Annotated in this window: 27 protein-coding genes; 17 read left to right on the top strand and 10 right to left on the bottom strand. The window is 55.3% G+C overall.

Annotated features, from left to right (window positions below; translation table 11 throughout):
* Positions 1–2: 2 nt before the first annotated feature.
* The 5 genes from BMS17_RS22490 (at position 3) to BMS17_RS22510 (ending at position 5,371) form a co-directional block, all read left to right on the top strand.
* Positions 3–1,679 (top strand): FAD-binding oxidoreductase, encoded by a 1,677-nt coding sequence (locus BMS17_RS22490; protein ID WP_077431797.1) that lies wholly within the window; start codon positions 3–5, stop codon positions 1,677–1,679.
* Complete coding sequence (locus tag BMS17_RS22495; protein ID WP_077431798.1) at positions 1,676–2,020, top strand: cytochrome c; 345 nt, start codon at positions 1,676–1,678, stop codon at positions 2,018–2,020. The genes BMS17_RS22490 and BMS17_RS22495 overlap by 4 nt, the downstream gene beginning before the upstream one ends.
* Positions 2,017–3,189, top strand: a complete 1,173-nt coding sequence (locus BMS17_RS22500) for an MFS transporter (RefSeq protein ID WP_077431799.1) — start codon at positions 2,017–2,019, stop codon at positions 3,187–3,189. Before BMS17_RS22495 ends, BMS17_RS22500 begins: the two co-directional genes overlap by 4 nt.
* A 43-nt stretch (positions 3,190–3,232) precedes the next feature.
* Positions 3,233–4,006, top strand: coding sequence for an SDR family NAD(P)-dependent oxidoreductase (locus tag BMS17_RS22505; RefSeq protein ID WP_077431800.1), 774 nt, complete (start codon positions 3,233–3,235; stop codon positions 4,004–4,006).
* A gap of 66 nt (positions 4,007–4,072) precedes the next feature.
* A complete protein-coding gene (locus tag BMS17_RS22510; RefSeq protein ID WP_077431801.1) occupies positions 4,073–5,371 on the top strand; it encodes an NADH:flavin oxidoreductase in 1,299 nt (432 codons plus the stop codon).
* Positions 5,372–5,493: 122 nt separating this feature from the next.
* On the opposite strand, the gene BMS17_RS31040 is transcribed toward BMS17_RS22510, so the two are convergent.
* Positions 5,494–6,117, bottom strand: coding sequence for a TetR/AcrR family transcriptional regulator (locus tag BMS17_RS31040; RefSeq protein WP_056723284.1), 624 nt, complete (start codon positions 6,115–6,117; stop codon positions 5,494–5,496).
* Positions 6,118–6,720: 603 nt separating this feature from the next.
* Here BMS17_RS31040 and BMS17_RS22520 point away from each other — a divergent pair.
* From BMS17_RS22520 to hpaR (BMS17_RS22530), 3 genes are all read left to right on the top strand, one after another.
* Positions 6,721–7,890 carry a p-hydroxyphenylacetate 3-hydroxylase oxygenase component gene (locus BMS17_RS22520; protein WP_077431802.1) on the top strand — a complete coding sequence of 390 codons (1,170 nt, stop codon included), beginning with the start codon at positions 6,721–6,723 and terminating at the stop codon, positions 7,888–7,890.
* A 77-nt stretch (positions 7,891–7,967) separates the two neighbouring features.
* The gene (locus BMS17_RS22525; protein ID WP_077431803.1) at positions 7,968–8,918 is read left to right on the top strand and encodes a p-hydroxyphenylacetate 3-hydroxylase reductase component; all 951 of its coding nucleotides are present in this window, start codon (positions 7,968–7,970) and stop codon (positions 8,916–8,918) included.
* A gap of 129 nt (positions 8,919–9,047) precedes the next feature.
* A complete protein-coding gene (hpaR, locus tag BMS17_RS22530; RefSeq protein WP_077431804.1) occupies positions 9,048–9,470 on the top strand; it encodes a homoprotocatechuate degradation operon regulator HpaR in 423 nt (140 codons plus the stop codon).
* 64 nt (positions 9,471–9,534) lie between these two features.
* On the opposite strand, the gene hpaI is transcribed toward hpaR (BMS17_RS22530), so the two are convergent.
* The 8 genes from hpaI to BMS17_RS22570 all read right to left on the bottom strand — a co-directional run bounded on the left by hpaI (position 9,535) and on the right by BMS17_RS22570 (position 16,845).
* Positions 9,535–10,335 (bottom strand): 4-hydroxy-2-oxoheptanedioate aldolase, encoded by an 801-nt coding sequence (hpaI, locus tag BMS17_RS22535; protein ID WP_077431805.1) that lies wholly within the window; start codon positions 10,333–10,335, stop codon positions 9,535–9,537.
* Positions 10,336–10,353: 18 nt separating this feature from the next.
* Positions 10,354–11,157, bottom strand: coding sequence for a 2-oxo-hept-4-ene-1,7-dioate hydratase (gene hpaH, locus BMS17_RS22540; protein WP_056723274.1), 804 nt, complete (start codon positions 11,155–11,157; stop codon positions 10,354–10,356).
* 12 nt (positions 11,158–11,169) lie between these two features.
* On the bottom strand, positions 11,170–12,474 hold the full coding sequence (locus BMS17_RS22545) for an MFS transporter (RefSeq protein WP_077431806.1): 1,305 nt from the start codon (positions 12,472–12,474) through the stop codon (positions 11,170–11,172).
* Between the two features lie 44 nt (positions 12,475–12,518).
* Complete coding sequence (locus BMS17_RS22550) at positions 12,519–12,911, bottom strand: 5-carboxymethyl-2-hydroxymuconate Delta-isomerase (RefSeq protein WP_077431807.1); 393 nt, start codon at positions 12,909–12,911, stop codon at positions 12,519–12,521.
* 62 nt (positions 12,912–12,973) lie between these two features.
* Complete coding sequence (gene hpaD, locus BMS17_RS22555; protein ID WP_077431808.1) at positions 12,974–13,831, bottom strand: 3,4-dihydroxyphenylacetate 2,3-dioxygenase; 858 nt, start codon at positions 13,829–13,831, stop codon at positions 12,974–12,976.
* Positions 13,832–13,938: 107 nt separating this feature from the next.
* Positions 13,939–15,399 carry a 5-carboxymethyl-2-hydroxymuconate semialdehyde dehydrogenase gene (gene hpaE, locus BMS17_RS22560; RefSeq protein WP_077431809.1) on the bottom strand — a complete coding sequence of 487 codons (1,461 nt, stop codon included), beginning with the start codon at positions 15,397–15,399 and terminating at the stop codon, positions 13,939–13,941.
* Positions 15,400–15,403: 4 nt separating this feature from the next.
* Positions 15,404–16,174, bottom strand: a complete 771-nt coding sequence (locus tag BMS17_RS22565; RefSeq protein WP_077431810.1) for a fumarylacetoacetate hydrolase family protein — start codon at positions 16,172–16,174, stop codon at positions 15,404–15,406.
* A complete protein-coding gene (locus tag BMS17_RS22570; RefSeq protein ID WP_077431811.1) occupies positions 16,171–16,845 on the bottom strand; it encodes a fumarylacetoacetate hydrolase family protein in 675 nt (224 codons plus the stop codon). The genes BMS17_RS22565 and BMS17_RS22570 overlap by 4 nt, the downstream gene beginning before the upstream one ends.
* Positions 16,846–17,022: 177 nt before the next feature.
* Between BMS17_RS22570 and hpaA the strand changes: the two genes are divergently transcribed.
* A complete protein-coding gene (gene hpaA / locus BMS17_RS22575) occupies positions 17,023–17,925 on the top strand; it encodes a 4-hydroxyphenylacetate catabolism regulatory protein HpaA (RefSeq protein WP_077431812.1) in 903 nt (300 codons plus the stop codon).
* A 125-nt stretch (positions 17,926–18,050) separates the two neighbouring features.
* Positions 18,051–18,473, top strand: a complete 423-nt coding sequence (gene hpaR, locus BMS17_RS22580) for a homoprotocatechuate degradation operon regulator HpaR (RefSeq protein ID WP_077431813.1) — start codon at positions 18,051–18,053, stop codon at positions 18,471–18,473.
* A gap of 60 nt (positions 18,474–18,533) precedes the next feature.
* Here the strand turns inward: hpaR (BMS17_RS22580) and BMS17_RS22585 are convergent, their stop codons facing one another.
* A complete protein-coding gene (locus tag BMS17_RS22585) occupies positions 18,534–19,097 on the bottom strand; it encodes a MarR family winged helix-turn-helix transcriptional regulator (RefSeq protein WP_056723253.1) in 564 nt (187 codons plus the stop codon).
* Between the two features lie 281 nt (positions 19,098–19,378).
* Here BMS17_RS22585 and BMS17_RS22590 point away from each other — a divergent pair, with 281 nt between their 5' ends.
* The 7 genes from BMS17_RS22590 (at position 19,379) to BMS17_RS22620 (ending at position 25,612) form a co-directional block, all read left to right on the top strand.
* Complete coding sequence (locus BMS17_RS22590) at positions 19,379–20,626, top strand: Rieske 2Fe-2S domain-containing protein (protein WP_077431815.1); 1,248 nt, start codon at positions 19,379–19,381, stop codon at positions 20,624–20,626.
* Between the two features lie 77 nt (positions 20,627–20,703).
* On the top strand, positions 20,704–21,663 hold the full coding sequence (locus BMS17_RS22595; protein WP_077431816.1) for a PDR/VanB family oxidoreductase: 960 nt from the start codon (positions 20,704–20,706) through the stop codon (positions 21,661–21,663).
* A gap of 100 nt (positions 21,664–21,763) precedes the next feature.
* Positions 21,764–22,609: an ABC transporter substrate-binding protein gene (locus BMS17_RS22600; RefSeq protein WP_077431817.1), complete on the top strand. Its 846-nt coding sequence runs from the start codon at positions 21,764–21,766 to the stop codon at positions 22,607–22,609.
* Between the two features lie 13 nt (positions 22,610–22,622).
* Positions 22,623–23,612, top strand: a complete 990-nt coding sequence (locus BMS17_RS22605; RefSeq protein WP_218191595.1) for a fumarylacetoacetate hydrolase family protein — start codon at positions 22,623–22,625, stop codon at positions 23,610–23,612.
* An 11-nt stretch (positions 23,613–23,623) separates the two neighbouring features.
* Positions 23,624–24,094 (top strand): PaaI family thioesterase, encoded by a 471-nt coding sequence (locus tag BMS17_RS22610; protein WP_077431819.1) that lies wholly within the window; start codon positions 23,624–23,626, stop codon positions 24,092–24,094.
* A 52-nt stretch (positions 24,095–24,146) separates the two neighbouring features.
* On the top strand, positions 24,147–24,689 hold the full coding sequence (locus tag BMS17_RS22615; protein ID WP_218191596.1) for a cupin domain-containing protein: 543 nt from the start codon (positions 24,147–24,149) through the stop codon (positions 24,687–24,689).
* On the top strand, positions 24,686–25,612 hold the full coding sequence (locus BMS17_RS22620) for a 3-keto-5-aminohexanoate cleavage protein (protein WP_077431820.1): 927 nt from the start codon (positions 24,686–24,688) through the stop codon (positions 25,610–25,612). The genes BMS17_RS22615 and BMS17_RS22620 overlap by 4 nt, the downstream gene beginning before the upstream one ends.
* Positions 25,613–25,617: the final 5 nt, after the last annotated feature.

Genomic DNA, 25,617 nt, shown 5'->3' on the forward strand with positions numbered 1-25,617 from the left:
TTATGAGAACACCCCCGAATGTTTCCCCCGAAGTTTTTTCCGTCGCGCTACAGGAGTTTGCTGGTGTAGTCGGAAAAGAATGGGTCTTCGTTGAGGACGAGGATCTGTTTCCCTACCGTGATTCTTATTCCCCGCTGCGCGACACGCCTGAGGATCGAAGCGCATCAGCTGCCGTGGCGCCCGGATCGGTTGAAGAGGTGCAGGCGGTCGTGCGCATTGCCGATAAGCACCGCATACCGCTTTATACGATTTCCACCGGCAAAAACCTCGGCTACGGCGGTTCAGCGCCCAATCATGGCGGCAGTGTTGTGCTAGATCTGAAGCGGATGAACCGCATCATTGAGGTCAACGAAAGCAACGGCTACGCAATCGTGGAGCCCGGCGTCAGCTATTTCGATCTGTATAACTACATCCAGGAACGTGGCCTGAAAGTGTGGTTGGATGTCGCCGACCCGGGCTGGGGCAGTGTGGTTGGTAATGCTCTTGACCATGGTGTAGGTCACACGCTGTCGCGCTTTCGCAACCATTTCGATTCGCACTGTGGAATGGAGGTGGTGCTGGCAAATGGGGAGGTGGTCCGCACAGGAATGGGAGCGCTTCCCGGTTCCCAGACTTGGGGGCAATTCAAGATGGGCATGGGGCCGATCCTGGATGGCATTTTTTCCCAGTCCAATTTCGGCGTTGTCACCAAGATGGGCATTTGGTTGATGCCGGCACCAGAAGCCTTCATGCACGGCATGGTGATGGCCGCGCGTTATGACGACCTGCACGCGGTAGTGGAATTGCTCAAGTACATCGAGAACACTGGGTTAGCCCCTGGTGCTCCGGAAATGGGTAGCCCGCTGCTGGGTGTCAGCAATTACACGAAACACCTTGTCGACGCATTTTATGATGGCCCGCCGCAGTTGCAAAAGCCGCATGCCGAGCTGGTTGCGAAAGCCAGCGTCGGTTTTTCGGCAGAGTTGCAGAAGTATGGACAGGACAACAACATTCCTTACTGGGTGCTCAACCTGAAGTTCTACGGACCACCGAAGGTGATCCAGGCCCAGTGGGAGGCAGTACAGGAGCTGGCCGCAAAGTCGATCAAGGGTGTGCGCTTTCAGGCTGGCCAGATTCAGACCGATCCGCGCAAGGCTTCCGCTGAGTGGACGGTATACCCACAGGATGTGGGTATACCAAACATGGACTTCTTCGGTATGGGCACGCGTGCCGGAGGCAACCCGCACCCAATGCGCGGCCATATGTGGTTCTCTCCAGTCATTCCACAGACTGCGCAAGGCATCCTCGAAGCCAACCGTGTATTCGAAGAAGCGCACCGCACCATGCCTGCGCTGCAGAATGTGCCGATCTGGAACCTCAGACCTTTTGCGTTGCCTGCGCCGTTTTTCGAGCGAGCTTTCCTTTTTATCGTGGGCTTCCCGATCACCGATGATACGGCGATGAACAAAGCCTCCATAAAGGCGTATCGGACGCTACTCGATATCGGCGCACAGCATGGTTGGGGCGAATATCGTTGCCACCCGGAATTCCAGGACCAGGCCATGGGCCTGTATTCGTACAACAACAACAGCCTGCTGCGCTTGAACGAGGTCATCAAGGACGCCATCGATCCTAACGGAACTCTTTCGCCGGGCCGCTACGGCATCTGGCCTAAGCATTTGAGGAAGGGCACCAAATGAAAACAAACAGTTTCATCGTGCTCATGATGCTGGCAGGTCTGGCAGTCGCATCCGAACCGGCCAGGGACGTCCAACCGGGTCAGCGTGGCAAGCAGGTTTTCGATCAGTGGTGTGCGATCTGTCACGCCGCAGCTCCACGCATGCCTGGCACAGCTTCGCTGGCGGCCAAGTATGGCGGCAGCTTACCGGCTGCATTGGAAGAGCGCACTGACATGCCCCCGGCCTTCATCAAGTATTTCGTTCGCAACGGCGTACTGATCATGCCGGCATTTCGTAAAACCGAAATAACCGACGCCGACCTTGAATTGCTTGTCGACTACCTAAAGGCCAAAGACCAATGAGCTCACATTCTGTTTCTGACTCTCTGACGAAGGCTGCTGGTAACCGGAAGGACGCCCGCTACGGTAGCGTGGCGCTCGTCATCGGGCATTGCGCTGGCCTGATGGATATCACCACTTTGCCGATCTGGGTTGGAATCGTCCTGATCGGGCAACTGGCACTTGATCCGCAGCGTGCCGGGTTCTTGCTGACTCTGTTCCTCGGGTCGGTCGTGCTCAGCAGCCTGTGTATTGCACCAAAACTATCCCGAATCAACCGCAAGCGCATAGCGTCGGCGGCTTATGCCGTGGCGGGTATGGCCTTCGCCAGCATGCCAAGCGTAAGTGGTAGCTATACCCTTTTGGCTTCGGCGCATGTCGTGGCAGGTCTGGCGGTCGGCTGCGGCCTGTCGATCGTTCACGGGACGATGGGTGGCACTGCTAATCCGCACCGCACAGCGGCAATGGCATTTAGCTCGCTGAGCCTACTGTCCATCCTGGTGATGGCGACGCTGCCTCCGCTAATAGGCAAGAACGGCCCGAACATATTCTTCTACACAATGTCGGGCATCATGTTTACTGCCGCACTCGCCGCACTGCTGGCTTTTCCGAAGGTCGCCCGTGCGATCCAGCACGATCGATCCAAACTCGCCAAGTTGCCTTCGCGAGTATGGTTCGGCATCGCTGGCGTGAGTCTATTGATGGTGAGCCATTCGATGGTCTTCGGATTCATCGAGCGTGTAGGAGGCTGGCACGGGTTCAGCGCGGCGCAAATCACCACGGTGCTTGTCATCAGTGGTTTCGTGAATCTCGTACCTGTCGCCCTTTCCAGTCTCCTCGAACGCCGCTTGCCGGCCTCGGGCGTAGTCATGGCGGGACCTCTGATACAAGCCACTGCAGCAGTTGCTGTGACCCAGTTCAGTGGTTACGGGGTTTACATCGTAGCGACCTCAGTTCTCATCGCCGTCGTGACATTCACCCATGTGTTCGCATTCGGGGTACTTGCGCGACTGGATCCGTCCGGTCGCGTGGTCGCAGCCACTCCGGTGATGGTCATGGCGGGTTCGGCTACTGGCCCACTCTTGGGGGGCGTGCTTGCGCTGCATGTTGGCTATGGCAGCTTGGGCTGGGCGGCATTGGCGTTGGGGCTTTTGTCCGCCCTCTGCTTTCGCCTAGGTACCCGTAAGGCGTGATGTAAAACAATAAAAATATGAAGTCCCTTACGAGAGGATTGGTATGAGCAAGCGATTGCAGGACAAGGTGGTTTTACTGACCGGCATTGGCAGTGGGATGGGGCGCGAAACAGCTCGGCTGTTCGCCAGCGAAGGTGCGATCGTCGTCGGATGCGACATCAATTCGCAGACGGCCGCAGAAACCGCGAAATTGGTAGAAAGCGATGGTTATTCCATCGATGTGGTCGCTCCTGTTGACCTCAGCGACCGCGACGATGTAGCGCGTTGGATCGATGGTGCTGCCGCTCGGTATGGCCGCATTGACGCGCTCTACAATAATGCCAGTCTGCCGCGTTTTGCGCCTTTTGCGGTGCAGAGCGACGCCGATTATGTCTTCACTATCCAGAATGAACTCGATCTTGTCTGGCGTGCTTGCCAGCTTGCCTGGCCGTATCTGGTGAAGTCCAAAGGTGCCATCGTCAACATCGGCTCCGGTGCTGGCATGCAGGGAGCGAGAGCGCTGCCGCAGGCAGCACATGCTGCGGCGAAAGGTGCGGTCCTTGCCCTGACGCGCCAACTGGCCGCAGAAGGCATCGCTGTTGGTGTGCGAGTTAACTCGGTCAGCCCTGGTGTAATGAACACCCCGCCGGTTCAGGCGATGTATCGGGAGTTTGGCGACAAGGCGCCCGTAGCCCCGATCGTGGAGCGCACCCTGACGGGTAAGCCGGGTGAGCCGATCGCTGTCGCTTGGGCAGGCCTTTACCTGACCTCTGATGAGTCTAAATGGGTCACCGGGATCAATATTCCCGTGGACGGTGGCGCCAGCTCAATCATGTAAGTCGAGTCGGATTCAGTTGATTGAACCCGGCAAGCCGACCCTATACAGGCAAGAGTAGTTTTGACCATGACCAACATTTTGATGAATACAAGCAATGCAGCCAAGGTGCTGGCAAGCCCGCTGCAGATCAATGGATTGCAGATTAAAAACCGCATTATCCTTGGACCGATGGCGGTACTTCGCCCGACCGAGGACGGCCGCCCAAGTGAGCAGACCATCGCGTTCCTCAAGCGTCGTGCGCAGGGCGGGGTGGGCCTGGTCATCGTTGGTGGATCGGTGTGCAGCGAACGAGCCTGGAATGAATCGCCGTTTTCGCCAAACCTTCGCTTTGACAAAGACGCATTCGTCGATGACCTCAAGTTTGTGTCCGATGCTGTACATGAATGTGGTGCGGCAGTGTTCGCGCAGCTGTTTCCGAGCTTCGGCCGCATGGGCGTGCCGCGCAACGGTCAGTGGATTTTGGCGGCCAGCCCGAAGCCTGTGAACCTAGGGGCTGGCGGCTTACCCAACCATCTCTATATCCCCGGTGGCCGAATAACGCCAGTGCCACACGAGGCCAGCATCCAGGAGATCAAGGACATCGAGGCGAGCGTCGTCGCCGGTGCACGCCGGGCCAAGGCTAGTGGTTTCGATGGCGTCGAGATTGGCGCACACATGTGCTACTTCTACTCGTCCTTTTTGTCCCCGCTGGCCAATCAACGCACCGATGAATACGGTGGTTCGGTTGCGAATCGCGCTAGAGCCTTGCGCGATGTGGTTGCAGCAGTGCGCGCCGAAGTCGGCCCGGATTATCCGGTGGGGGTGCGTATGAGTGTGAATGACCATATGCCCGACGGCCAGGGGCCGGAGGGTTACGCTGAGGTCGCAGTGCACATCGCCGAGGTCGGCCTAGACTTCATCTCGCTAAGCGAGGGCAACTACGAGTCGATGCGTGACAATGTGCCGAGTACTTCCGGCAACATGCTGAACCACGGGGAGCCGCAGGCCTTCCGCAAGGCACTGGGTAGCGGAGTGCTCCTGTTCCTTTCCAGTACTCCAGATCCCCGGCAAGCGGCGGCGGCTATTTGGGACGGCGATGTCGATGCAAGCATGCTGGCACGACAGATGCTGGCCGACCCTGATTATGCGTTGAAGGTAATCGAAGGTCGTGAGGCTGAGATCGTGTGGTGCGACCATGCCAATTCCTGTTTACGCAGGCTGATACTCAACGCGCCGGTTGCCTGTCATAAAAACCCGGAGATGGGACGCGAGGATCCGAAAGCCAAACGTTCCAGTCCGGTTCAGAACCTGGGCGTCTGGGTAGCCGGTAACAATGTGCTGATGGGCGTTGCAGATAAGCTCGTCCGCGCTACGCAAAAGAAATGACCCAATTGGGGAGAGCATTTCGATCAGTCTTATAGCGAGATGAGCGGGGTGTTCGTTTCCAATGGCTCGACGTCGATATCCGATCAACTCAACGCCTGCGCACTGAACTTGATCAATAACGACTAGGCCTCGGGGTCAGTGCTCTTGACACCCAGTAAGTGGTACACAAAGTTTATGTGCGACTCGGCAAACGCTTGGTTAAGTGGGGCGTGCCCAATCATGAGTCGCATGTAAACGGCCCCGTAAATCAAGTCCATCAGTATCTCGATATCCGTATCGGGAGATATCTCGCCGCTCACCCTCCATTCCTCTAGCGTTTCTCGAATTATCGCGCGCCTTCCATAATGAAACCGCTCTCGAAAATCTCTCAAAGTAGAGGGATCTGACTGACCTTCCGCGAGTATTTGTGCGACCAGTCGACCGGCCCAACCAGAGTATTGGTCTACGAGGGAGCGGAAGTGCTGAGCAATTGCCTCTCTCGGACCCAGTTCTCGTGGCAAGGCTGTCTTCAACATTTGGTTCTCTATGAACGCGTCGATAACGACTAACGCTTTGGAGTCCCACCACCGGTATATGGTTGATTTACTAACGCCAGCTTCTCGTGCTATCGCCTCGATTGAGATGGCTTGAATGGATTTTTCCTGCAGCAGCCTGATGGTGGCATCCAGGATCTGACGGCGTGTAGCTTCGCTTCGTGGGCGACCCACTATCGATTTGGTGGTCGATACAGGTTTGTTAGTCGACATTTTCAAGATCCCTTACCCAGGTGCATTTGTTTCTAAAAAACAAAAGCCCAGGATGGCTCTCGTCAAGGAAATAATTAGTATACGCGGTGTTTAGTATATTGCCTGTGCGTGAAAAATTCTACCTTGGCTGTGCTCAATCCAGCAGGAAAATGTTCGCTCGTAATAAGCTTGTTTTGTTGTTTTTAGCGCGGTCTAGGGTGCTCAAGCAGAAGGCTTTGCTGCATTGAAAATTGCTTCGCTTGGTCGACGCTCTACAAGTCATTGCGTTTCGTTTGTATGAGGTTTTTCGCTCGGATCTGTTGTCGGTAAGTCGGCGGCGCGGGGGGCAAGTCAGGAGGGAAGGGCAGCGGCCATCTTTAAACAGTCAGCGATGAACATCACTTTCAGGTCCATTCTTCTTCGCGTTTTGTTCGTTGCTTAGAGACTCTATGAAAAGTGCAATCTTCTATTTGTAACGTGCATTTTTCGTAGTGCCCCAGCACCTCATACTGACCGGGTGCTGACGAGCTTACCCGCTTGCCATCTAGCGTACGGTGCCTTCTGGCGCTGTTCGCAAGCGTCTGCCAAGCGGAGCGCCACTATCCAATAATAAAGAGACCGCCCATGAAAACTCCAAACCCGCTGCTGGAAGACCTGAAAGGTGTTCTGCCTACTATTGCGGCTAATGCCTTCGAGGCCGAACGCGCGCGTTGTGTTCCCGCCGAAAATATCGCTTTGCTCAAAGGCATTGGTATGCACCATGCGTTGCAGCCGAAAAAGTATGGCGGCATGGAGATCTCTCTGCCTCAGTTTGCCGACTGCATCGCATTGTTGGCCGGTTCCTGTGCCAGCACGGCCTGGGCCATGAGCCTTCTATGTACTCACAGTCATCAAATCGCAATGTTTTCCAGCAAGCTGCAGGATGAGATGTGGGGAAATGACCCCGATGCTACTGCCAGTAGCAGCATTGCGCCTTTTGGGCGCACCGAGGAGGTGGAGGGAGGCGTCACTTTCAGTGGTGAGATGGGATGGAGTTCAGGCTGTGATCATGCCGAATGGGCCATCATGGGGTTCTTTCGTGAGAATGCCGAAGGCACTCGGGATTATTGTTTCGCGGTGCTGCCAAGCAGTGACTACGAAATTCGTGATGACTGGTTTGCCGTTGGTATGCGTGGCAGCGGTAGCAAAACCCTGATCGTCAAGAATGCTTTCGTGCCCGAGCACCGAATCCAGAAAGCCAAGAACATGATCGAAGGCAAGTCGGCGGGCTTTGGTTTGTATCCGGACAGCAAGATTTTCTTCGCCCCTTATCGGCCTTATTTCGCCAGCGGTTTTTCGACTGTCAGCCTGGGTATTGCCGAGCGCATGCTGGATGTCTTTCGCGAGAAAACCCGCAACCGCGTCCGTGCCTACACCGGTGCCGCTGTCGGCGCAGCCACCCCGGCATTGATGCGCCTGGCCGAATCCACGCATCAAGTTGCGGCTGCCCGAGCATTGCTGGAAAAAAGCTGGGAGGAGATTGCCGAATACAGCGAGCGCCACGAGTACCCTAGCCGCACCACGTTCACGTTCTGGCGTACCAATCAAGGCTATGCCACGAAAATGTGTATCCAGGCTGTGGACCGTCTGATGGAAGCGGCCGGCGGCGGCGCCTGGTTTGAAACCAACGAGTTGCAACGCCTTTTCCGCGACGCACATCTTACGGGGGCGCACGCCTATACCGACTATGACGTTTGTGCACAGATACTTGGTCGCGAACTGATGGGTCTTGAGCCCGATCCCTCAATGGCCTAAGGCCGTTCGTCCTCAAGCCACAAGCCCCTCATAAAAATAATCAGAGCGCGCCCAGGGGGCGTGCTCGGGAGTCTTGCATGTCCGATATTAATGAAATTGCAGCTTCTTCCGCCTTCGATTCGCGTGCATTTCGCCGCGCCTTAGGTAACTTCGCCACTGGTGTGACAGTGGTGACAGCCGCCGACCACGATGGCCGAAAAGTGGGGGTGACGGCTAATAGCTTCAACTCGGTGTCGCTCGATCCGCCGTTGATTCTCTGGAGTATCGATAAGCGATCAACCAGTCATGATGTATTTGCTGCCGCTACCCACTTTGCCGTGAATGTGCTTGCTGCAGATCAAATTGATTTGTCGAACAATTTCGCTCGTCCAAAAGACGATCGTTTTGCTGGCATCGAATACGAGTCAGGTCACGGAGGGGCGCCCATTCTTGCTGATTGCTCAGCGCGTTTTCAGTGCAAAAAATATCAGCAGGTGGACGGTGGCGATCATTGGATCATGATCGGTAGGGTAGTGGCATTCGATGATTTTGGACGTTCGCCGTTGCTGTACCACCAGGGCGCATACTCCATGGTGTTGCCCCACACGCGCATGACAAAAAGTGCTGAAGGTCAGCCGCCGAGCAGCCACTTCCAAGGAAGGCTGAGCCACAATTTGTACTACCTCATGACCCAAGCATTGCGTGCGTATCAAGCAAGCTATCAGCCGCGGCAATTGTCGACAGGTTTGCGGACAAGTGAAGCGCGTATGTTGATGGTGCTGGAGAACGATGCAGGATTGAGCCTCACGGATCTGCAACGGGAGGTGGCGATGCCCGAGCGGGAAATCGAAGAGGCCGTCGCCAATCTCACTCGTAAGGGGCTGGTCTGTGAAGAAGATAAGCGCTTGCGTCTGACTGTTAAAGGTATCGATGAAACAGAAGGATTATGGACGATAGCCCGAGAACAGCAGGAAAAAGTCTTCAGTCAATTCAGCGACGACCAATTGGAAACCTTCAAGACTGTGTTGAAAGCGGTTATCAGGCTCTGACGTGCTCTGGTTAGCGATCAAATGGACGGCGCCAAAATGCGCCGTTTTTTTATGGACGCTAGAAACGTCATCGCTATTTCGGCGTGATAATATGATTAATATGCTAACTAATTTTTGAGCCGTCTCTAAATGCCCAAGCACCGACAGTCTCTGACACTCAACCTGCTCCAGGCCCGTGAAGTGGCCATGAGCTTTTTCCGGCCTTCTCTGAAGGATATAGGCCTCACTGAGCAACAATGGCGGGTAGTGCGGATTCTCAGTCAGCAGGGCGAACTGGAGATCAATCGCTTGGCGGACTTGGCATGTATTCTCAAGCCCAGCATGACTGGCGTACTGGCCCGGATGGAGACCGCAGAATTGGTCGAACGACGGCGCTCAGAACACGACCAGCGTCGAGTGATGGTGAAACTGACGGTTGCCGGTGCTAGCTGTTTTGAAAGTATGAGGGGGCGCATGGAAGAGAACTATGAGCGCTTGCAGGAGCGCTTCGGCGCGGAAAAATTGCAGACGTTGTTGGGGTTGCTCAACGATTTGAAGTCACTGAAGCGTTGATCTGCAGAGGATCACTGCTGGCAGAAAAGACCGCCAGCAGTGACTATCTTCAATTGACCTGAAATCAGTAAACGCCACCGGTACTGAGGTTGGCCGGGGTATTTTTGAACTTGCTTGTCAGTGCTTGCAGGCCTTGCATCAGTACGGTGGTGTCGACGCCCACCGCTACGAACGCCGCGCCGAGCTCGATGTAGCGCCTGGCCAGTTTTTCGTCAGCGCTGAGAATGCCGGGCGCTTTGCCCGCATCGCGGATTCGAATGATCGTGTCTTCAATTACTGCCTGAACTTCGGGATGGCCCGGGTTGCCGCGATGGCCCATGGCCGCGCTGAGGTCGGCGGGGCCGATAAACACCCCGTCAACACCTTCGACGTTGACGATGGCATCCAGATTGGCCAGGCCTTTGAGGCTTTCAATCTGTACCAGCAGGCATATGTGCTCGTCAGCGTTGTCCAGGTATCCGGACACGGTGTTCCAGCGCGAAGCCCGTGCCAATGCGCTGCCTACACCGCGCACGCCACTGGGTGGATAGCGCACGGCGCGCACCAGTTCTCGCGCTTGCTCGGCGCTTTCGACCATCGGCACCAGCAAGGTCTGGGTACCGATGTCCAAAATCTGTTTGATCAACGTCGTGTCGCCAGCGACAGGGCGGATCACCGGATGACTGGCGTAAGGCGCTATCGCCTGCAGTTGGCCGAGCATGCTGCGTACGTCATTGGGCGCATGCTCGCCGTCGATCAATAGCCAATCGAAATCGGCATTGGCTGCCAGCTCTGCGCAGTAAGGGTTGGCCAGACCGAGCCAAAGGCCGATCTGAGTCTTGCCACTTTTCAGGCGTTGTTTGAATGTGTTGATTGGCATATCCATGAAACGGTCCTCAAGAAATCAGACGAAGCGGCAGGAGATAGAACCCAGCATGTCGTAGTCGACATGGAAGGTATCGCCTGGGTTCGCCGCAACCGGACGGGTAAACGACCCTCCCAGGATAATTTGCCCCGGTTGCAACGTGACATCGTAGGGGGCGAGCTTGTTGGCCAGCCAAGCGACACCTTTCGCCGGGTGATTGAGCACGGCGGCAGAGACCCCTGATTCCTCGATCACGCCATTGCGGTACAAGACAGCGGGCACCTTGCGCAGGTCGACCTCGTGAGGGCGCACAGCACGGCCGCCCATTACCACCCCTGCGTTCGCCGCATTGTCGGAAATGGTGTCGAAGACCTTGCGCGTGGCTTTGGTCTCCGGATCGATCTGCTGGATACGCGCGTCAATGATTTCCAGGGCCGGGATCACCCATTCGGTAGCCTCCAGCACATCGAAAATAGTGACATTCGGGCCTTTGAGCGGCTTGCCGAGGATGAATGCCAACTCCACTTCAACGCGCGGCACGATAAAACGGTTGAAGGGGATGTCAGTGCCTTCGTCGAACAGCATGTCGTCAAGCAGCGCCCCGTAATCCGGTTCTGTAATGTTTGATGAGACCTGCATGGCCCGAGAGGTCAGGCCAATCTTGTGCCCCACCAGCTTACGACCGTTCTTTATTTTCTGTGCCACCCAGGCTCGCTGAATGGCATAGGCATCTTCGATGGTGATCTGTGGATGCGCGAGGGAGAACTGCCCGACTTGCTTACGGGAGCGTTCGGCGTTGTCCAGTTGTGCAGCGGCTTGCTGGATGAATTCTTGATCGAGCATGACTTGGATCTCTTAATGAGGATTGACGATGGCGGCGGGCGTGCGCAGCACCAGGAAGGCGCCTGCGACGATCAATGCCGCGAGGACGTAGAGGGCAAGACTGGCGCTGTGGGTCGTGTCACGCATCCAGCCAATCAGATTGGGTGTCAGAAACGAGGCAATGCTTCCCAGAGAACTGATCAGGGCGATGCCCGCCGCCTGGGTGCTGTTAGACAGGAATGCGGGTGGTAGCTGCCAAAACATCGGCAGTGCAGCGCTCGCGCCCATACCCGCAATCACCAATCCGCCGATTACCATGAAGGGGTCGTCAGGCAAAAGGCCGGCTACCGCGATACCGAGGGCCGACATGAGCAATGGCACACTCAAGTGCCACCGACGTTCACGGCGACGATCCGATGAACGTCCGCAGGCGATCATGAAGCCGCAGCCTGCCAGGTAGGGCAGGGCACTGAGCAGGCCGACCTTGCCATCGCTGCCAATCCCGGAGCTGTGAATCAGGGTAGGCATCCAGAAAGCAAGCGTATTGACCGCCAGCATGACTGCGCAATAGATGCCCACCAGCAGCCAGACCTGAGGATCTCGCAGTATTCCGCCAAACGAAATGATGGGTTTGCGTTGTTCTTCGCTAGCCAGTTGCTTGCGGAGTTGCTCTTTCTGCTCACTGCTCAGCCAACTGACTGACTCGAAGTTGTCAGGCAACACTTTGAGTACCAGCAAACCGAGTAGTACGACTGGCGCGCCTTCAATCAGGAACATCCACTGCCACCCACGCAGGCCCCCAACATTATGAAAGCCTTGCAGGACACCGCCCGATAGAGGGCCACCGACAACCCCGGCCAGCGGCACGGCAATGGCAAACAACGCGGTAACCTGGGCGCGCCTGCTGGCCGGATACCAGCGGTTCAGATAGACCAGAATGCCCGGGAAAAATCCGGCCTCGGCGACGCCGAGCAAGAAGCGCAACGCGTAGAAACCTTCAGCGTTTTGGATCAATAGCATGCTGGTCGACAGAGTCCCCCAGACAACCATCAACAAAGCGATCCAGCGTCGTGGCCCAATGCGATCCAGGGCGATGTTGCTGGGTACACCGAACATCGCGTAGGCAACAAAGAACAAGCCTGCACCAAAACCGTAGACGGTATCGCTGAATTGCAGGTCGGCGCCCATCTGCATCTTCGCGAAACCGATGTTTATCCGATCAAGATGGGCAAACAGGTAGCACACCAGCAGCAGTGGCATCAGCCGCCAGGTCACTGTGCGGTGGGTCGATGTTGCGGCATCGCTCAAAGGCTGTGCAGCGGAAGTGGCTATGCTCATGATTTTGTACTTTTTGTGAGAGTGGCCGAGGGAAGAGGAAGGTTCTAGTTCGCCTGCTGATTGAGGAAGGCATGCACGTTGTTGAGCTTGAAATTAAGCTCGGAGTGGAGCTCGATCATCTCAAACGACAGCGCCAGCAAACGTTCTGCCTGCAGCGGTGCAAAGTGGGCGGTGATGACTTCGAACAGTTTTTCAGCGACCCGTCGACGTGTCGCCAGGTCGCGGCCGTGGCCAACCTTCAGCGTCATGTGGACAAAGGCGTAATCGTGTTTGCCGTCGGCCATACGCCACGTATCCAGTCGAACGCCGCGGCTACGGATACCCCCCAGCGGAAACACACCGCTGGCCCCCAGTGTCGTGTGGACTTTTTCAAAAAGGCCCGGCAAGTCGGCCTGTTGCTCGATGTTGTCGGTGTACTCGGCAATAAAATGCGGCATCGTGCCCTCCTGGTAGGTCGTTGTGCCGAGCGGCGGGCGAGCCCCTGCCGCTTGAGCGAAATTCAGAGCGGGAAAATGGCGTTGATCTGGCCGGTTCCGGAGCTGCCAAAGGGCTCCGTGAGAACTTCGACCGGCTTGTTGTAATCCGGCCCACCCAGCAGGCCCAAGAGCATTGCAGTGTCGTGCATTTTGCCCTCGCCAAAGCAGTGCTCGGCGTAGTCAGGAAGCATCGCGCAGAACTCTTTGAATCGACCTTCGCGCCACAGCTTGACCACGTGCATGTCGACCTGCTTGTCGAATTCGCGCGTCCAGTTGTGAATATTGGCTTCCGCTTCGCGATCGTCAGAGAAACGGTGTGAAAGAGAGCCGGAGGCCAGCACCAGGACTTTGCGGTCACTCTTCTCGATTGCGCGGCGTACAGCGGCGCCGAAAGCGAAGCTGTCTTCGAGACGATGCCAGGCACACCAGGCCGCGATGGAAATCACCTTGAGTTTTTCGGCTGCAGGTACATCCATGTGCATATAGCGCATGGGCACCAGGGTGCCGTATTCCAGTTCCAGACTCGGGATGTTATGCGACAGCGTGCGCACACCGGCCGCGTTGGCTTCTTCGGCGATCAGTTGACCGAGCTCCGGGCAGCCTGGGTAGTGGTAAACCATGTCCTTGATGAAGTGCGGAAGTTCATTGCTTGTGTAAACGCCGCTGAAATGCTCACCGTTGTTCACGTGGTAGCCGCTGTTCACCAGCCAGTGCACGTCGAAGACGACGGCGGTATCAGCACCTAACTCACGCGCGCGCCGACCTATTTCCTTATGGCCTTCGATAGCTGCAGCACGACAACCGTGGTGTTTGCCCGGTAGTTCGGACAAGTACATCGACGGCACATGGCAGACTTTTGCTGCCAGGACGACTTCGCCCATGATGATTCTCCTGAAAGTATTTTTGTCGGTTCAATTATGCGGCCAGTGAAAACTGCGATGAGCCGATGCGCGCCTCATCGCGGTCTTCAGCAGCGGCTATCGGCTGCTCAGAGTCCCCAGCGAGGGATGTGATGATTGCCCATGGAAATGCAGACATTCTTGATTTCGGCGAACACTTCGAAGCTGTATTGGCCACCTTCGCGCCCAGTACCGGAACCTTTCACTCCACCGAACGGCTGACGTAGATCGCGCACATTCTGGCTGTTGATGAATACCATGCCGGCTTCGATGCCGTAGGCTATTCGGTGCGCCTTACCGATGTCCTGGGTCCAGATGTAGGACGCCAGTCCGTATTCGGTGTCGTTAGCCAATTGCAGGGCCTCGGCTTCATCCTTGAACGGAATCAGGCACACCACCGGACCGAAGATTTCTTCCTGGGCAATGCGCATTTTATTGTTCACGTCGGCGAACACAGTCGGCTGGATAAACTGACCTTTGCTCAAGTGGGCTGGCAGGTTGGCTGGACGCTCCAGACCGCCGGCGAGGAGGGTGGCGCCTTCTTCGATGCCGATCTTGATGTAGCCGGTGACCTTGTCGTAGTGGGCCTGGGTGATCATCGAGCCGACCTGGGTTTTCGGGTCTTGCGGATCCCCGACGATCAAGCGTTTGGCACGTGCCGCGAACTCAGCCACGAACTGCGGGTAAACACTTTCCTGAATGAAGATACGGCTACCGGCGGTGCAGCGCTCGCCATTGAGCGAGAAGATGGTGAACAGCGCCGCGTCGAGGGCACGCTCCAGGTCGGCATCTTCGAAGATCAGCACCGGGGACTTGCCGCCCAGCTCCATGGAATACTTTTTCAGGCCGGCGGTTTGCATGATTTTCTTGCCGGTGGCGGTGCCGCCGGTGAAGGAGATCGCTCGTACGTCCGGGTGCCTAACCAGCGCGTCACCGGCAGTCGCACCATAGCCCTGGATGACGTTGAGCACACCGTTCGGAATACCGGCTTCGACGGCCAGACGACCCAGCTCGTTGGCCGTCAGCGGCGACAGCTCGGACATTTTAAGCACGGCAGTGTTGCCCAGTGCCAGGCACGGCGCGGTCTTCCAGGTCGCCGTCATGAACGGCACGTTCCAGGGGGACACCAGGCCGCAAACGCCCACCGGCTGGTACAAGGTATAGTTAAGCATCTGGTCGTCGACCGGGTAGCTGTGGCCGTCCATGCGGGTGCAGACTTCGGCGAAAAAATCGAAGTTGTGCGAAGCTCGGGGGATCAACACGTTTTTGGTCTGATGGATCGGCAGGCCCGTGTCCAAGGTCTCCAGCTCGGCCAGATGAGGAACGTTTTGCTCAATCAGCTCGCCAAGTTTGCGCATGAGTCGTGCACGCTCTTTGGCTGGAGTATTGGCCCATTTAGGAAAGGCTTCCTTGGCCGCTGCCACCGCTTGTGCGACTTCTTCGGCACCGCCACTGGCCACTTCACCAATCGCTTCGCCGGTGGCCGGATTGTAGTTGGTGAAGGTGTCTTTGCTTTCGACCTCACGGCCATTGATCCAATGTTTGATCATATGTTCAAGCCTCTTTACGCGCGGAGAAAAAATCCGCTTCGCTGACAATTCGATTGACGAGGCGTCCAACGCCTTCGACTTCCACGATCACCTCATCACCCGGAACTACATCTGCAAGACCTTCGGGCGTACCGGTGGCGATCATGTCGCCTGGCTGCAGGGTCATGAAACTGGACAGGTATTCGATCAGGTAAGGGATATCGAAGATCATGTCTTTGGTCGAGCCTTCCTGGCGAAGCTCACCATTGATCCAAGTGCGCAGTTTCAGATTGCCTGGTTCGGGGACATCTGCAACATCGACAATCCATGGACCGACCGGGGTCGTGGCGTCACGGTTTTTTACCCGCAAATTAGGGCGGTAGTAGTTTTCCAGGAAATCGCGGATCGCGTAGTCGTTGCATACGGTGTAACCCGCCAGATAGCTCAGCGCATCTTCACGCTTGACGTTGCGCGCAGGCTTGCCGATGACCGCAACCAGTTCGCACTCGTAGTGCATGTAGGCAACGTCGTCAGGTCTCCAGGTGTTCTGATTGTGGCCGGTATAGGTGCCCGTTGATTTAACGAACACCAACGGTTCGGTTGGCGGCGCGAAGGCGAGTTCGGCAGCGTGATCGGCATAGTTCAGGCCGAGGGCAAACATAGTGCCATTGGCCGGTGGCAGCCACTCGACCTGGTCTTCGCCGAGGGAGCGGCCGTCCCTCAGATGCACGATGTTGTCTGCATCAACCGTGACGGAATGTATTTGACTTTCGAATCGGATACGAGCGTGTTTCATACGGTGCCCTCCTGCTCGGCAACGATGACATTGGTCAGGCATCCCAGACCTTGGATTTCTACGTCTACACGGTCACCAGGCAGGACATCGACACGACCCAAAGGTGTGCCGGTGATCAACACATCTCCGGCATACAAAGTCATGAACTCGCTGATTTCGGCGATCAACTGAGGAATCTTGCGTACGAAGTTTGCGGTGGAGTCTTCTTGTCGAAGCTCGCCATTGACTCGTAGTTGCAGGGTCAAGTCGTGAGGATTGGCAAGCTGTTCACGCGGTACGAACTCCGGGCCGATGGCACAGAAACCATCGCGACATTTTGCTTTCACGGCAGGGCGGTAGTAACTCTCTTCCGGAAGGCTGAATTCGTTGACGATGGTATAGCCAGCAACATGATCCAGAGCCTCGTCAGCTCTGACTCGACTCGCATCTTTGCCAATCACCACCCCCAGAGCCGGCCCAGGCTGCAATGAAATTCCTGCACCAGGATGCACCACGGCGCCGCCATGCACGTTGCGCGTATTGGGCGTCTTGATGAACAGAACCGGTTTGACGGGCGGCTTTTGATACGGCGATTGCTCGAATTCAGAAAGGCGCTTCAGCAGCAATCCCTGGTAGTTCAGCGCTACACCGAGCAAGGTGCCGGTCGCGATGTCATGCAAGGCATGGCTCATGCTTCTCTCCTGGCAGTGGCGGGACGGGAGGTGTCCGGCCTAATTATTGTTAACATGTTATCGTTATAATTAATATGTTAATGATCGTCAAGCGCCTTATCGGTCATGGCGATTTACTCGCAACGAGTGCACCATGGGGGCGGGGGATGTCGGGACAAGAAAAATGAGAAATGTGTGATGAACGATCGGTATCCAATTCCTAACATCAACATCGGCCAGGTCTACGATCAGCGTTACAGCGATAGCGAAGTGCATTACGACAAGCTCGGCAACCTGGCGGGTTTCTTTGGTCGCAACATGCCAGTGCACCGCCACGATCGATTTTTTCAGGTGCATTACGTCAAGAGCGGAACGGTGAGGGTTTATCTCGATGATCAGCAGTACGTCGAGTCTGGCCCCATGTTTTTTCTCACCCCACCGACGATTCCCCATTCCTTCGTGACGGAGGCGGACAGCGATGGCCACGTGCTCACCGTTCGCCAGCAGTTGATTTGGCAATTGATCGAAAGCGATCCTGGGCTGGCATTGGGGCCGCAACTTCCCGCAGCTTGTGTGGCGCTTGATCACCTCAAGCCTGAGCAGCAAAGCGAATCGCGGCGTCTGGCATTTTTATTCGAAGAGCTGCGAGGGGAGATGAACGGTGGGGCCGCCGGTCACAGCGCAGCGGTGCTAAGCCTGACTCGACTGATCATGGTCAGCGTATTAAGGTTGTGCGCAAACCCTCTCGAAGCGACGCCTACGCGACGTGAAGACTTGCAGATCTTTCATCGATTCAATGCACTGATTGAAGAGCATTATCTGGAGCACTGGGCGCTTGGCCGTTATGCGCAGGCCATTGGCGTTACCGAAGCTCGGCTTAACGATGTCTGTAGGCGTATTGCCGATTTGCCGTCCAAACGCCTGGTGTTCGAAAGGGTCATGCAGGAAGCCAAGCGTTTGCTGTTGTTCACGGGCAGCTCGGCAAATGAAATCTGCTACCTGCTGGGTTTCAGGGATCCGGCGTATTTCAATCGTTTTTTCCAACGCAACGCACAAATGACGCCAGGAGAGTATCGCCTGCGACATTCGGGGTTTCGCTAATGACCTGTATTTAGGGTGACTGCAACGGGGTTGTTTCTGGGGACAGGTGCGCGGCGACCTCCAGCCGGTTGCGCTACTGAAGCACCAACCGTAAGCTGTTCGCTGGTTCACATAGTCCACTCAATATGCCCAATCCCAGACCTTCCCTGACACTCACTTTGCTCCAGGCTCGCGAAGCGGTTATGACGTTTTTCCGTCCTGGCCTGAACGATCATGACTTGACCGAGCAGCAGTGGCGAGTCATCCGAATTCTTCGCCAACAGGGCGAACTGGAAAGTCATCAGTTGGCACATCAGGCTTGTATTCTAAAGCCCAGCATGAGTGGTGTGCTCAAGCGCCTGGAACGCGACGGCCTGGTCATTCGCAGGAAATCGGCTGAAGATCAGCGCCGCATTTTCCTCAATCTGACCGAGCAAGGGCATGAATGCTTTTTGTCGATGAGCGAAGGGATGGAGCGCAATTACCTCGAGATCCAGCGGCAGTTTGGTGAGAAGAAATTGCAGAAACTGCTCGAATTACTCGAGGATCTTAAAAAGATCAAGCCCTGAAAGGGGCTGCCTGCTTTTCCAATCGGCGACATCCACTCATCCACCGTTTTGGACTGCTCATTACAGACCAGAATCGTCAGAGCGTGCGAGCGGGTTTTCACTAAGGGGAGTAATCTCCATCCACCCGGCCTCCAACGAATGCAACAGATGGCCAATCTGATCAAGCTCACCTTCTTTGCTATCGAGCGAATCGAGGCATTTTGAACTCGATTCCGCCAGACGGGTGATAGCGACATCTACCAAACGCATTCCTTCCTCACTCAATTGAATCAATTGGCCTCGGCGATCACGTGGATCGGGAATACGGTTGGCGACGCCGCGTTCTACCAATTTGTCCGCTCGATAGGTGGCGGCGCCCGACGTCACCTTCAGCAGACGAAAGACATCGGTAGGGCGCATGCAGTAAGGCGGGCCGCTTCGCCGTAAAGCGAACAGCAGCATGAGATCCTTCATCCCCAGTTCAAGGTCGTCCGCGATTACCTCTATGTGGTGATCGATCAACATGGCGAGGCTTCGGATTCGGAGAGTAATCGCCAATCCATGGTGATCCAGATCCGGACGTTCGTTACGCCATGCTTGTGCAACGGCCTCAGGGCTGGCGGCAGGAAACAATAAATCGCTCATGCAAAATCCATCAGGTGGCTTTGAGGTGATCATACCTCAGTGTGAACCGGGTGTGCCCTGCAGCTATGGCGCTGCCAGGGCTGTCATTGAGGCGATGAACCTCAGTGCACGGGAGTCGACGGAGCGCTCACGGCAAAGCGTTAACATGCTAACGAATTTTCTTGACGAGCTCTAAAAGCAAGAATAGCCTAAAACTATCTTAAAGGCTGAGATACTTTGTTATTAAGATAGTTTTGGCCGCCTAGCTGCGGCTCTTCTAAAAAACAAGAACGGGGCTCGCTATGCTGACCGCTGAACAGAACCGCCTACTGACGGACGTTTCCCCTGGCACACCTCTGCACAGGTATTGGAAAAGACAATGGATTCCTGCGCTGCGCAGTGAGGCGCTTGAGCCGGGAGGAACGCCACAACGTGTCGAATTGCTATGCGAAAAATATGTCGCCTTTCGCGCGGATGATGGTCATGTCGGATTCCTCCATGAGGCATGCCCCCATCGCGGTGTTTCGCTCGCGCTCGGTAGAAATGAAGGTAACCGCCTGACTTGCATCTTCCACAGCTGGAGTTTTGACACGCAGGGCAACTGCACCAAAATGCCAACCGAGAAGGACCAGGCTTTTTGCAAAAAGGTGAAGGGGCAAGGGTTCGAGGTGCGAGAGGGTGGCGGTATTGTCTGGGTGTACTTGGGTGAGGGCGAAGCGCCGGCCTTCACTGATTATGCATTCACCTATTTTGATCGTAAGCACGCCAGACCGCGGGCTTCCTATAACGAAGCGAACTGGTTGCAAAACGTCGAAACGTTAATGGACTCGGCCCATATCGGACTGCTGCACCATGACACCACGGCGAACCCGGAGCTTCCCCAGGCCGGGCTCCAGCTCGTCACTGGCAACGACACCCCCAAGTACACGCTCGAGAGCAAGCCGTATGGCTTACGGTCGTATTCGTTGCGCACCACGGGTCAGGAGCAGGACTACCTTCGGGTGACCGAGTTTGTAGCACCGGCGAGCGCGTTCATTGGTACCACCGAACAAGAAGCGGGATTTCTGATCATCGTAGTGCCGGTTAACAATACGCGCAGTCTTCAGTGGTATGTCTATTGGGATTCGCGCCAACCTATCGATGAAAACCTCCCGGATTTCGCGCTGGATGGTACTGATGAGTCCGACGACAACTTCGCAGCGTCCCGCCAAGGTCTTCTCAACTATGGGCAAGATCGCGAAGCAATGCGTGCCGGTCGGAGCTGGACAGGCGTTCCGGGCGTTATTTTTGAGGATTACGCCGTTGCCGAGAGCATTCCCATTGTCGATCGGACGCGAGAGTTCCTGGGTAGCGGGGATCTCGCAATTGTCCGTTTACGGCGTGAATTGATGGAGCGGATTCGTCAATCGGAAGCCAATGAAGACAGCGTCCAGGCGCAGGCGAGCGACTACCGTTCATTGAGAGCGTTGGCTGACATGATTCCTGTTGGGACCGTCATTCAGGACTACACGGAGCAGAAGCGTCAAGAACGCAGAATGACTTATCTCTGAGCCCGTCAGGCCGTCAGCTCGATGAGCTGGCGGCCGAACGCTCCACTAACAATCCATGGTTCGGGCTAGGTTGCGAAATGCCAAACACATTCCAGGTGTACATCAAATCAGTCACCCATGAGGCAGATGGGGTGCTGGCGTATGAGCTAAAAGGGCTGGAGGGTGTGACGCTTCCTGCATTTACTCCAGGGGCGCACATTGACGTCATTGCAGAGGGTATTCCTCTGCGTAGTTACTCCTTGCTGAACGATCCTTCCGAGAGAAATCGGTACGTCATAGCGGTAGCCAAAGACCCTAAAAGTCGTGGTGGATCGATCATGATTCACGAACGCTTGCGTCCCGGGGACAGGTTGCAGGTCAGTGAGCCAAGAAACCTGTTCGCCCTTGCTGAAGGCGAGCACCGTTCTGTGCTGATCGCGGGTGGGATAGGGGTTACGCCGCTTTGGTGTATGGCGCAGTACTTGAATAGCAAAAAAATGGACTGGGAGCTGCATTACTTCGCTCGTGGTGTTAACCACGCCGCGTTGATCGATGCGATGCAAGGCCACATCACCCAGGACAAGGTCCAGTTGCTGTTGGGGTACGACGTGGAGGGCACCGTCGCTCACATTCAGGAGGTTTTCCGTGGTGATGATGGAACCCGGCATTACTATTGTTGTGGGCCGGCTGGGATGATTCAGGTCTATTCCCAGCAAGCAAAGGCGCTGTCCATCTCTGATGGCAGGGTTCACTTCGAGAGCTTTATACCGCTGCAGGAAGCCGCGACGTCGGGTGGGTATGAGATCGTACTGGCGAAGACCGGGAAGACCCTCAAGATGGAGCAGGGCAAAAGCATACTCGATGCTCTGATTGAAAACGGTGTTGAGGTGATGCATTCCTGTCGCGAAGGCATCTGTGGTGCTTGTGAAGTGCGGGTGCTGGAGGGCACGCCAGACCATCGCGATTCAATTCTCAGCGAGGCGGAAAAGCAGGCAGGCAAGACGGTCTTTGTCTGCTGCTCTGGAAGCAAGACGCCTCGTATGGTGTTAGACCTGTAATACCCCCCCCCTCCTAACAGGTTAATCAAGTATTGGTCGGCTCGTTGACAATACGGTACGTATAGTTTTATATGTTGGCTAATTTCAACGAGAACAAAAAATGTCCAACGACTCTCTTCGTGTGATGTGGTTTGTCCCTCCTGCCATTGCGGTATCAGCCTCGTGGCAAACGCCGGCGGATTTGCGTATCGAGTCTTCGATGACTCAATCGTCTGATGAGCAGTACTCGTCACTCTGTGCAGGAGAGGTCGACGCGGTCGTAACGTCAATCGACAACGTTTTGCATTGGAACCGCCGGCAAGGTCCACAAGACTTCGTGGTGATTGCTCAGATTGAAACCACCACGCCGTTACAACTGGTCGGTTCCTCGGCCATGTCAACTCCTGCGAATTTGCGCGGTGCCAACATTCTGGTGGATGCCCCCGAGAACGGTTTTGTCATTGCCCTTCGAGCGCTACTCATGGAAGTAGGGCTCGGTGCTGACGACTATCGCCTGACACCCGTGGGCGGGGTGCGTGAGCGGTTTGCGGCTCTTGTTGCGGGGGAGGGTGATGCGACCTTGCTCGGGCCGCCGTTCGACACCATGGCGGTTCAGCGGGGACTCAAGACAATTGCAACGATTCAGGACGTATTTACCAATTTTCCTGGTCAAGGACTGGTCGTGAGGAAGTCGGCGAGTAAGGCGAATGACGCCCTGAAAGCGTGGGTACGCATACTCAACGCAACACTTACGACCATGCCTGACGACACGGTAAAGCTGACAGAGGCTTTGGAGCTGCTTGGCATGCCTGTCGAAGCAGTAAAAGCGCTGGTGAATACATTTCCTGAAACGCTGACGCCTTCTCGCGAGGGTCTTGAGCTTCTTATTGGGCAGAGGGCGTTGCTAGGGTTGCCCGGCGCGGATTTTACCTATGAGCAAATTGTCGACGACTCATTCTTACAATAATTCGGAGGTCCACTTGAAGAAGTTCTCGCTCGGTACATTTTCTTTAAAAATCAATCCACAGCAACGCTTTGCTGGTCTAGTTATTGACGCAAAAGTTATCCCAGTCAGTCGCGTGGCTGAGGAGTTCGGAGTTGATATTCTCCGAGAAAAAAGTGTGCTGTCGCTACTTGAAAACTGGAATGCCAGTTACGCCGCGCTCGAATCGATTGTCAATAAAGTCACTACGTCGTCCTGGTATGATGAAAATCAACTCACGTTTCGCCCTGCAGTTGATCTGCCGCGTCAAGTGTTCTGCACAGGCGCAAACTATCGAAAGCATGTAGTGGATTTGACCGTCGATTCAAATGTCGGTCCAGAAGGGCTAAGCAAGGAAGAATTGAGGGCGTGGGCTGAAGACATGATGGATGACAGGGTCGCTAATGGAGAACCCTATGTATTCACCAAGCCTGTCTCTGCCATTTCGGGAGCCTATGACGACTTGGTTCTTCCTCCCACTACCAGCAAGCCTGACTGGGAACTTGAGTTGGCCGTAGTGATAGGAAAGGAGGGGTACAATATCCGTGTAGAAGATGCCATGGATTATGTAGCCGGTTACACAATCGTCAATGACATTTCGGCTCGCGACCTCATTCCACGCACTGATTACAAGATGCTCGGTACTGACTGGCTCAGATCGAAAGGGCAGCCAGGCTTTCTTCCGCTTGGTCCGTATCTGGTTCCCAAGCAGTTCGTTGAAGATCCCCACAACCTCTCGATGCAACTGACAGTGTCCGGCAAAACAATGCAGGATGAAACGACGGCAGATATGCTTTTTGGGATTGAACAACAAATCGCATACATCTCGAAGTACGCAAAGCTGTTGCCCGGCGATGTGATTTGTACCGGCTCCCCAGCAGGTAATGGAACTCATTACAATCGTTTCTTGCGCGACGGCGACATTATGGTTGGCACAATTGCCGGACTGGGTGCGCAACGGCAGAACTGCATCAGTCATTCAGGTTGAGGTAACGTCTTGTGCAAACAATCATTGACAATCCAGACCGAGCTTTTTTGGAGCGTGCTATTTCAGAGGCCCAATTTGACATCCCGTTTGAATTGACTGCTGGGTTAAGTGAACTAGGCGCGAGGTTGATTCATGGCGGCCTTGGCGTTGTCGAACTTAGTTTCGAAGCGCCATTAACATCCCTTCAGGGAAATGGCGTTGTATCCGGTGGCACATTGATGACCATGCTCGACTATGCCATGGCTTTTGCGGTGCTCAGCACGCTGCCCTGTGGACAAACCTGTGCCACTACCAGCATTACGGTGAATATGCAGGCGGCTGCGAAGCCATCGTTGTTGAAAGTAAAGGCAACAGTTGAACGTGTGGGTCGTCAAATTGCGTTCGCCAGGGCCGAACTTCATGACCCTCAGCGAGAAGTGCTGATTGCCAGTTCGTCAGCAACATTAGTGGTTATGCCGGTGAGTCGCCTAAAGGCGGTATGAGACAAAAAAATTTAATTAATAACAAAACTAAACGAACCGTTTTTGAGGTTGCATGATGAATAACATTACCGAAGTGGCTTATAAGCCAGTACGGAGAATTGTCACTGGTCACAACGAAGCTGGTGAGTCGATTTTCACCAGTGACGCCAATACACCAAATGTTCTGGCACAAGCTGGCAAGCCGGTTGCACAGGTCGTCTGGGCAACGGGTGCTGGGCGTGCGGACGGTTTGGATCCAGCACCAGCCGGACACAAATTTGGTTTTCATTCTGATGATGGTTCGCTTCTTCGAATAGTCGACTTCCCGCCAGATGAAGTTTATGACCAGGAAAAGTTGGTCGAATTTCTTGATAGTGAAGGTGTGCGCGACAAGAAAAAGCCTCGACATTTCTGGTTCCACAAAACGCAATCCCTTGATTACGCCGTGGTACTCGAGGGCGAGATTGTCGCGATGATGGATCACGGTGAGACCGTTATGCGGCCAGGAGACGTACTGGTACAGCGCGCAACCAACCACAGTTGGTCGAATCGTTCCGGGCGTAACTGTCGAATGCTGTTCGTCCTGTTGGCGCTGAAAGAAGGAGAAGAACTGTGAGAAAAATTATAATAACCGCCGCTATCACGGGCGGTGCACATACGCCGTCGATGTCTCCTCATTTGCCGGTTACTCCTCAGGAGATCGGCGATCAGGCGATCGAAGCGGTAAAAGCGGGAGCGGCGATCGTTCATCTTCACGCCCGAAACCCTGAGGATGGTCGTCCCACTGGCGACCCTGAAATCTTTCGTCAATTCGTCTCGAGAATTAAGGCCGAAACGGATGCCATCGTGAACATTTCTACGGGCGGTGGTGGCCCGGGAATGGCAATTAGCGAGCGTGCGGCGGCGGGTGTAGCGCTACAGCCGGAAATGTGCTCCCTGAACATGGGGTCTATAAACCTCAACCTGTCCGAAATGGCCAGCAAGGATCGAGAGTGGCGTTACAGCTGGGAAGTGGAGCATCTTAATGCCACAAAGGATCTGGTCTTCCGCAATACTTTTTCCGATATCGAATGGATCCTGCGAACCATTGGTGATACCGGTACCCGCTTTGAGTTCGAGTGTTACGACGTCAGCCACTTGTACACGCTGAAGTATTTCCTGGATAAAGGACTGGTTAAGCCGCCATTGTTCATCCAGACAATTTTTGGATTGCGTGGTGCCATGGGGGCTCATATCGAAGATGTGATGCATCAGAAGCGAACCGCAGATCGTCTATTTGGTGATCAGTATCACTGGTCGGTATTGGGCGCAGGTAAAGACCAGATGTCGCTAGCGACTCTCGCGGCCATCATGGGCGGCAACGTCAGAGTGGGTCTTGAAGATAGCTTGTACATCGGGCGCGGTGAGTTGGCGGTTTCTAATGCCGCACAAGTGCGGAAAATCCGAAGTATCGTGGAACAGTTGGGGTTTGAAATTGCTACACCTCAAGAGGCAAGGGAAATACTCGCGTTGAAAGGAAAGACAAATACTGCTTTCTAATTCGG

Origin of the sequence: Pseudomonas sp. C9 (assembly GCF_002000165.1) — a bacterium.
Lineage (GTDB): Bacteria > Pseudomonadota > Gammaproteobacteria > Pseudomonadales > Pseudomonadaceae > Aquipseudomonas.

Coding starts and splice junctions, on each gene's coding strand:
- hpaE (WP_077431809.1), bottom strand. CDS start 15,399: ATGATCAAACATTGGATCAATGGCCGTGAGGTCGAAAGCAAAGACACC.
- BMS17_RS22545 (WP_077431806.1), bottom strand. CDS start 12,474: ATGAGCATAGCCACTTCCGCTGCACAGCCTTTGAGCGATGCCGCAACA.
- BMS17_RS22590 (WP_077431815.1), top strand. CDS start 19,379: ATGCTGACCGCTGAACAGAACCGCCTACTGACGGACGTTTCCCCTGGC.
- BMS17_RS22585 (WP_056723253.1), bottom strand. CDS start 19,097: ATGAGCGATTTATTGTTTCCTGCCGCCAGCCCTGAGGCCGTTGCACAA.
- BMS17_RS22600 (WP_077431817.1), top strand. CDS start 21,764: ATGTCCAACGACTCTCTTCGTGTGATGTGGTTTGTCCCTCCTGCCATT.
- hpaA (WP_077431812.1), top strand. CDS start 17,023: ATGAACGATCGGTATCCAATTCCTAACATCAACATCGGCCAGGTCTAC.
- hpaH (WP_056723274.1), bottom strand. CDS start 11,157: ATGCTCGATCAAGAATTCATCCAGCAAGCCGCTGCACAACTGGACAAC.
- BMS17_RS22615 (WP_218191596.1), top strand. CDS start 24,147: ATGATGAATAACATTACCGAAGTGGCTTATAAGCCAGTACGGAGAATT.
- BMS17_RS22595 (WP_077431816.1), top strand. CDS start 20,704: ATGCCAAACACATTCCAGGTGTACATCAAATCAGTCACCCATGAGGCA.
- BMS17_RS22550 (WP_077431807.1), bottom strand. CDS start 12,911: ATGCCGCATTTTATTGCCGAGTACACCGACAACATCGAGCAACAGGCC.
- BMS17_RS31040 (WP_056723284.1), bottom strand. CDS start 6,117: ATGTCGACTAACAAACCTGTATCGACCACCAAATCGATAGTGGGTCGC.
- hpaI (WP_077431805.1), bottom strand. CDS start 10,335: ATGGATATGCCAATCAACACATTCAAACAACGCCTGAAAAGTGGCAAG.
- BMS17_RS22500 (WP_077431799.1), top strand. CDS start 2,017: ATGAGCTCACATTCTGTTTCTGACTCTCTGACGAAGGCTGCTGGTAAC.
- BMS17_RS22570 (WP_077431811.1), bottom strand. CDS start 16,845: ATGAGCCATGCCTTGCATGACATCGCGACCGGCACCTTGCTCGGTGTA.
- hpaD (WP_077431808.1), bottom strand. CDS start 13,831: ATGGGCGAAGTCGTCCTGGCAGCAAAAGTCTGCCATGTGCCGTCGATG.
- BMS17_RS22525 (WP_077431803.1), top strand. CDS start 7,968: ATGTCCGATATTAATGAAATTGCAGCTTCTTCCGCCTTCGATTCGCGT.
- BMS17_RS22520 (WP_077431802.1), top strand. CDS start 6,721: ATGAAAACTCCAAACCCGCTGCTGGAAGACCTGAAAGGTGTTCTGCCT.
- BMS17_RS22565 (WP_077431810.1), bottom strand. CDS start 16,174: ATGAAACACGCTCGTATCCGATTCGAAAGTCAAATACATTCCGTCACG.
- BMS17_RS22505 (WP_077431800.1), top strand. CDS start 3,233: ATGAGCAAGCGATTGCAGGACAAGGTGGTTTTACTGACCGGCATTGGC.
- BMS17_RS22495 (WP_077431798.1), top strand. CDS start 1,676: ATGAAAACAAACAGTTTCATCGTGCTCATGATGCTGGCAGGTCTGGCA.
- BMS17_RS22510 (WP_077431801.1), top strand. CDS start 4,073: ATGACCAACATTTTGATGAATACAAGCAATGCAGCCAAGGTGCTGGCA.
- BMS17_RS22490 (WP_077431797.1), top strand. CDS start 3: ATGAGAACACCCCCGAATGTTTCCCCCGAAGTTTTTTCCGTCGCGCTA.
- hpaR (WP_077431804.1), top strand. CDS start 9,048: ATGCCCAAGCACCGACAGTCTCTGACACTCAACCTGCTCCAGGCCCGT.
- hpaR (WP_077431813.1), top strand. CDS start 18,051: ATGCCCAATCCCAGACCTTCCCTGACACTCACTTTGCTCCAGGCTCGC.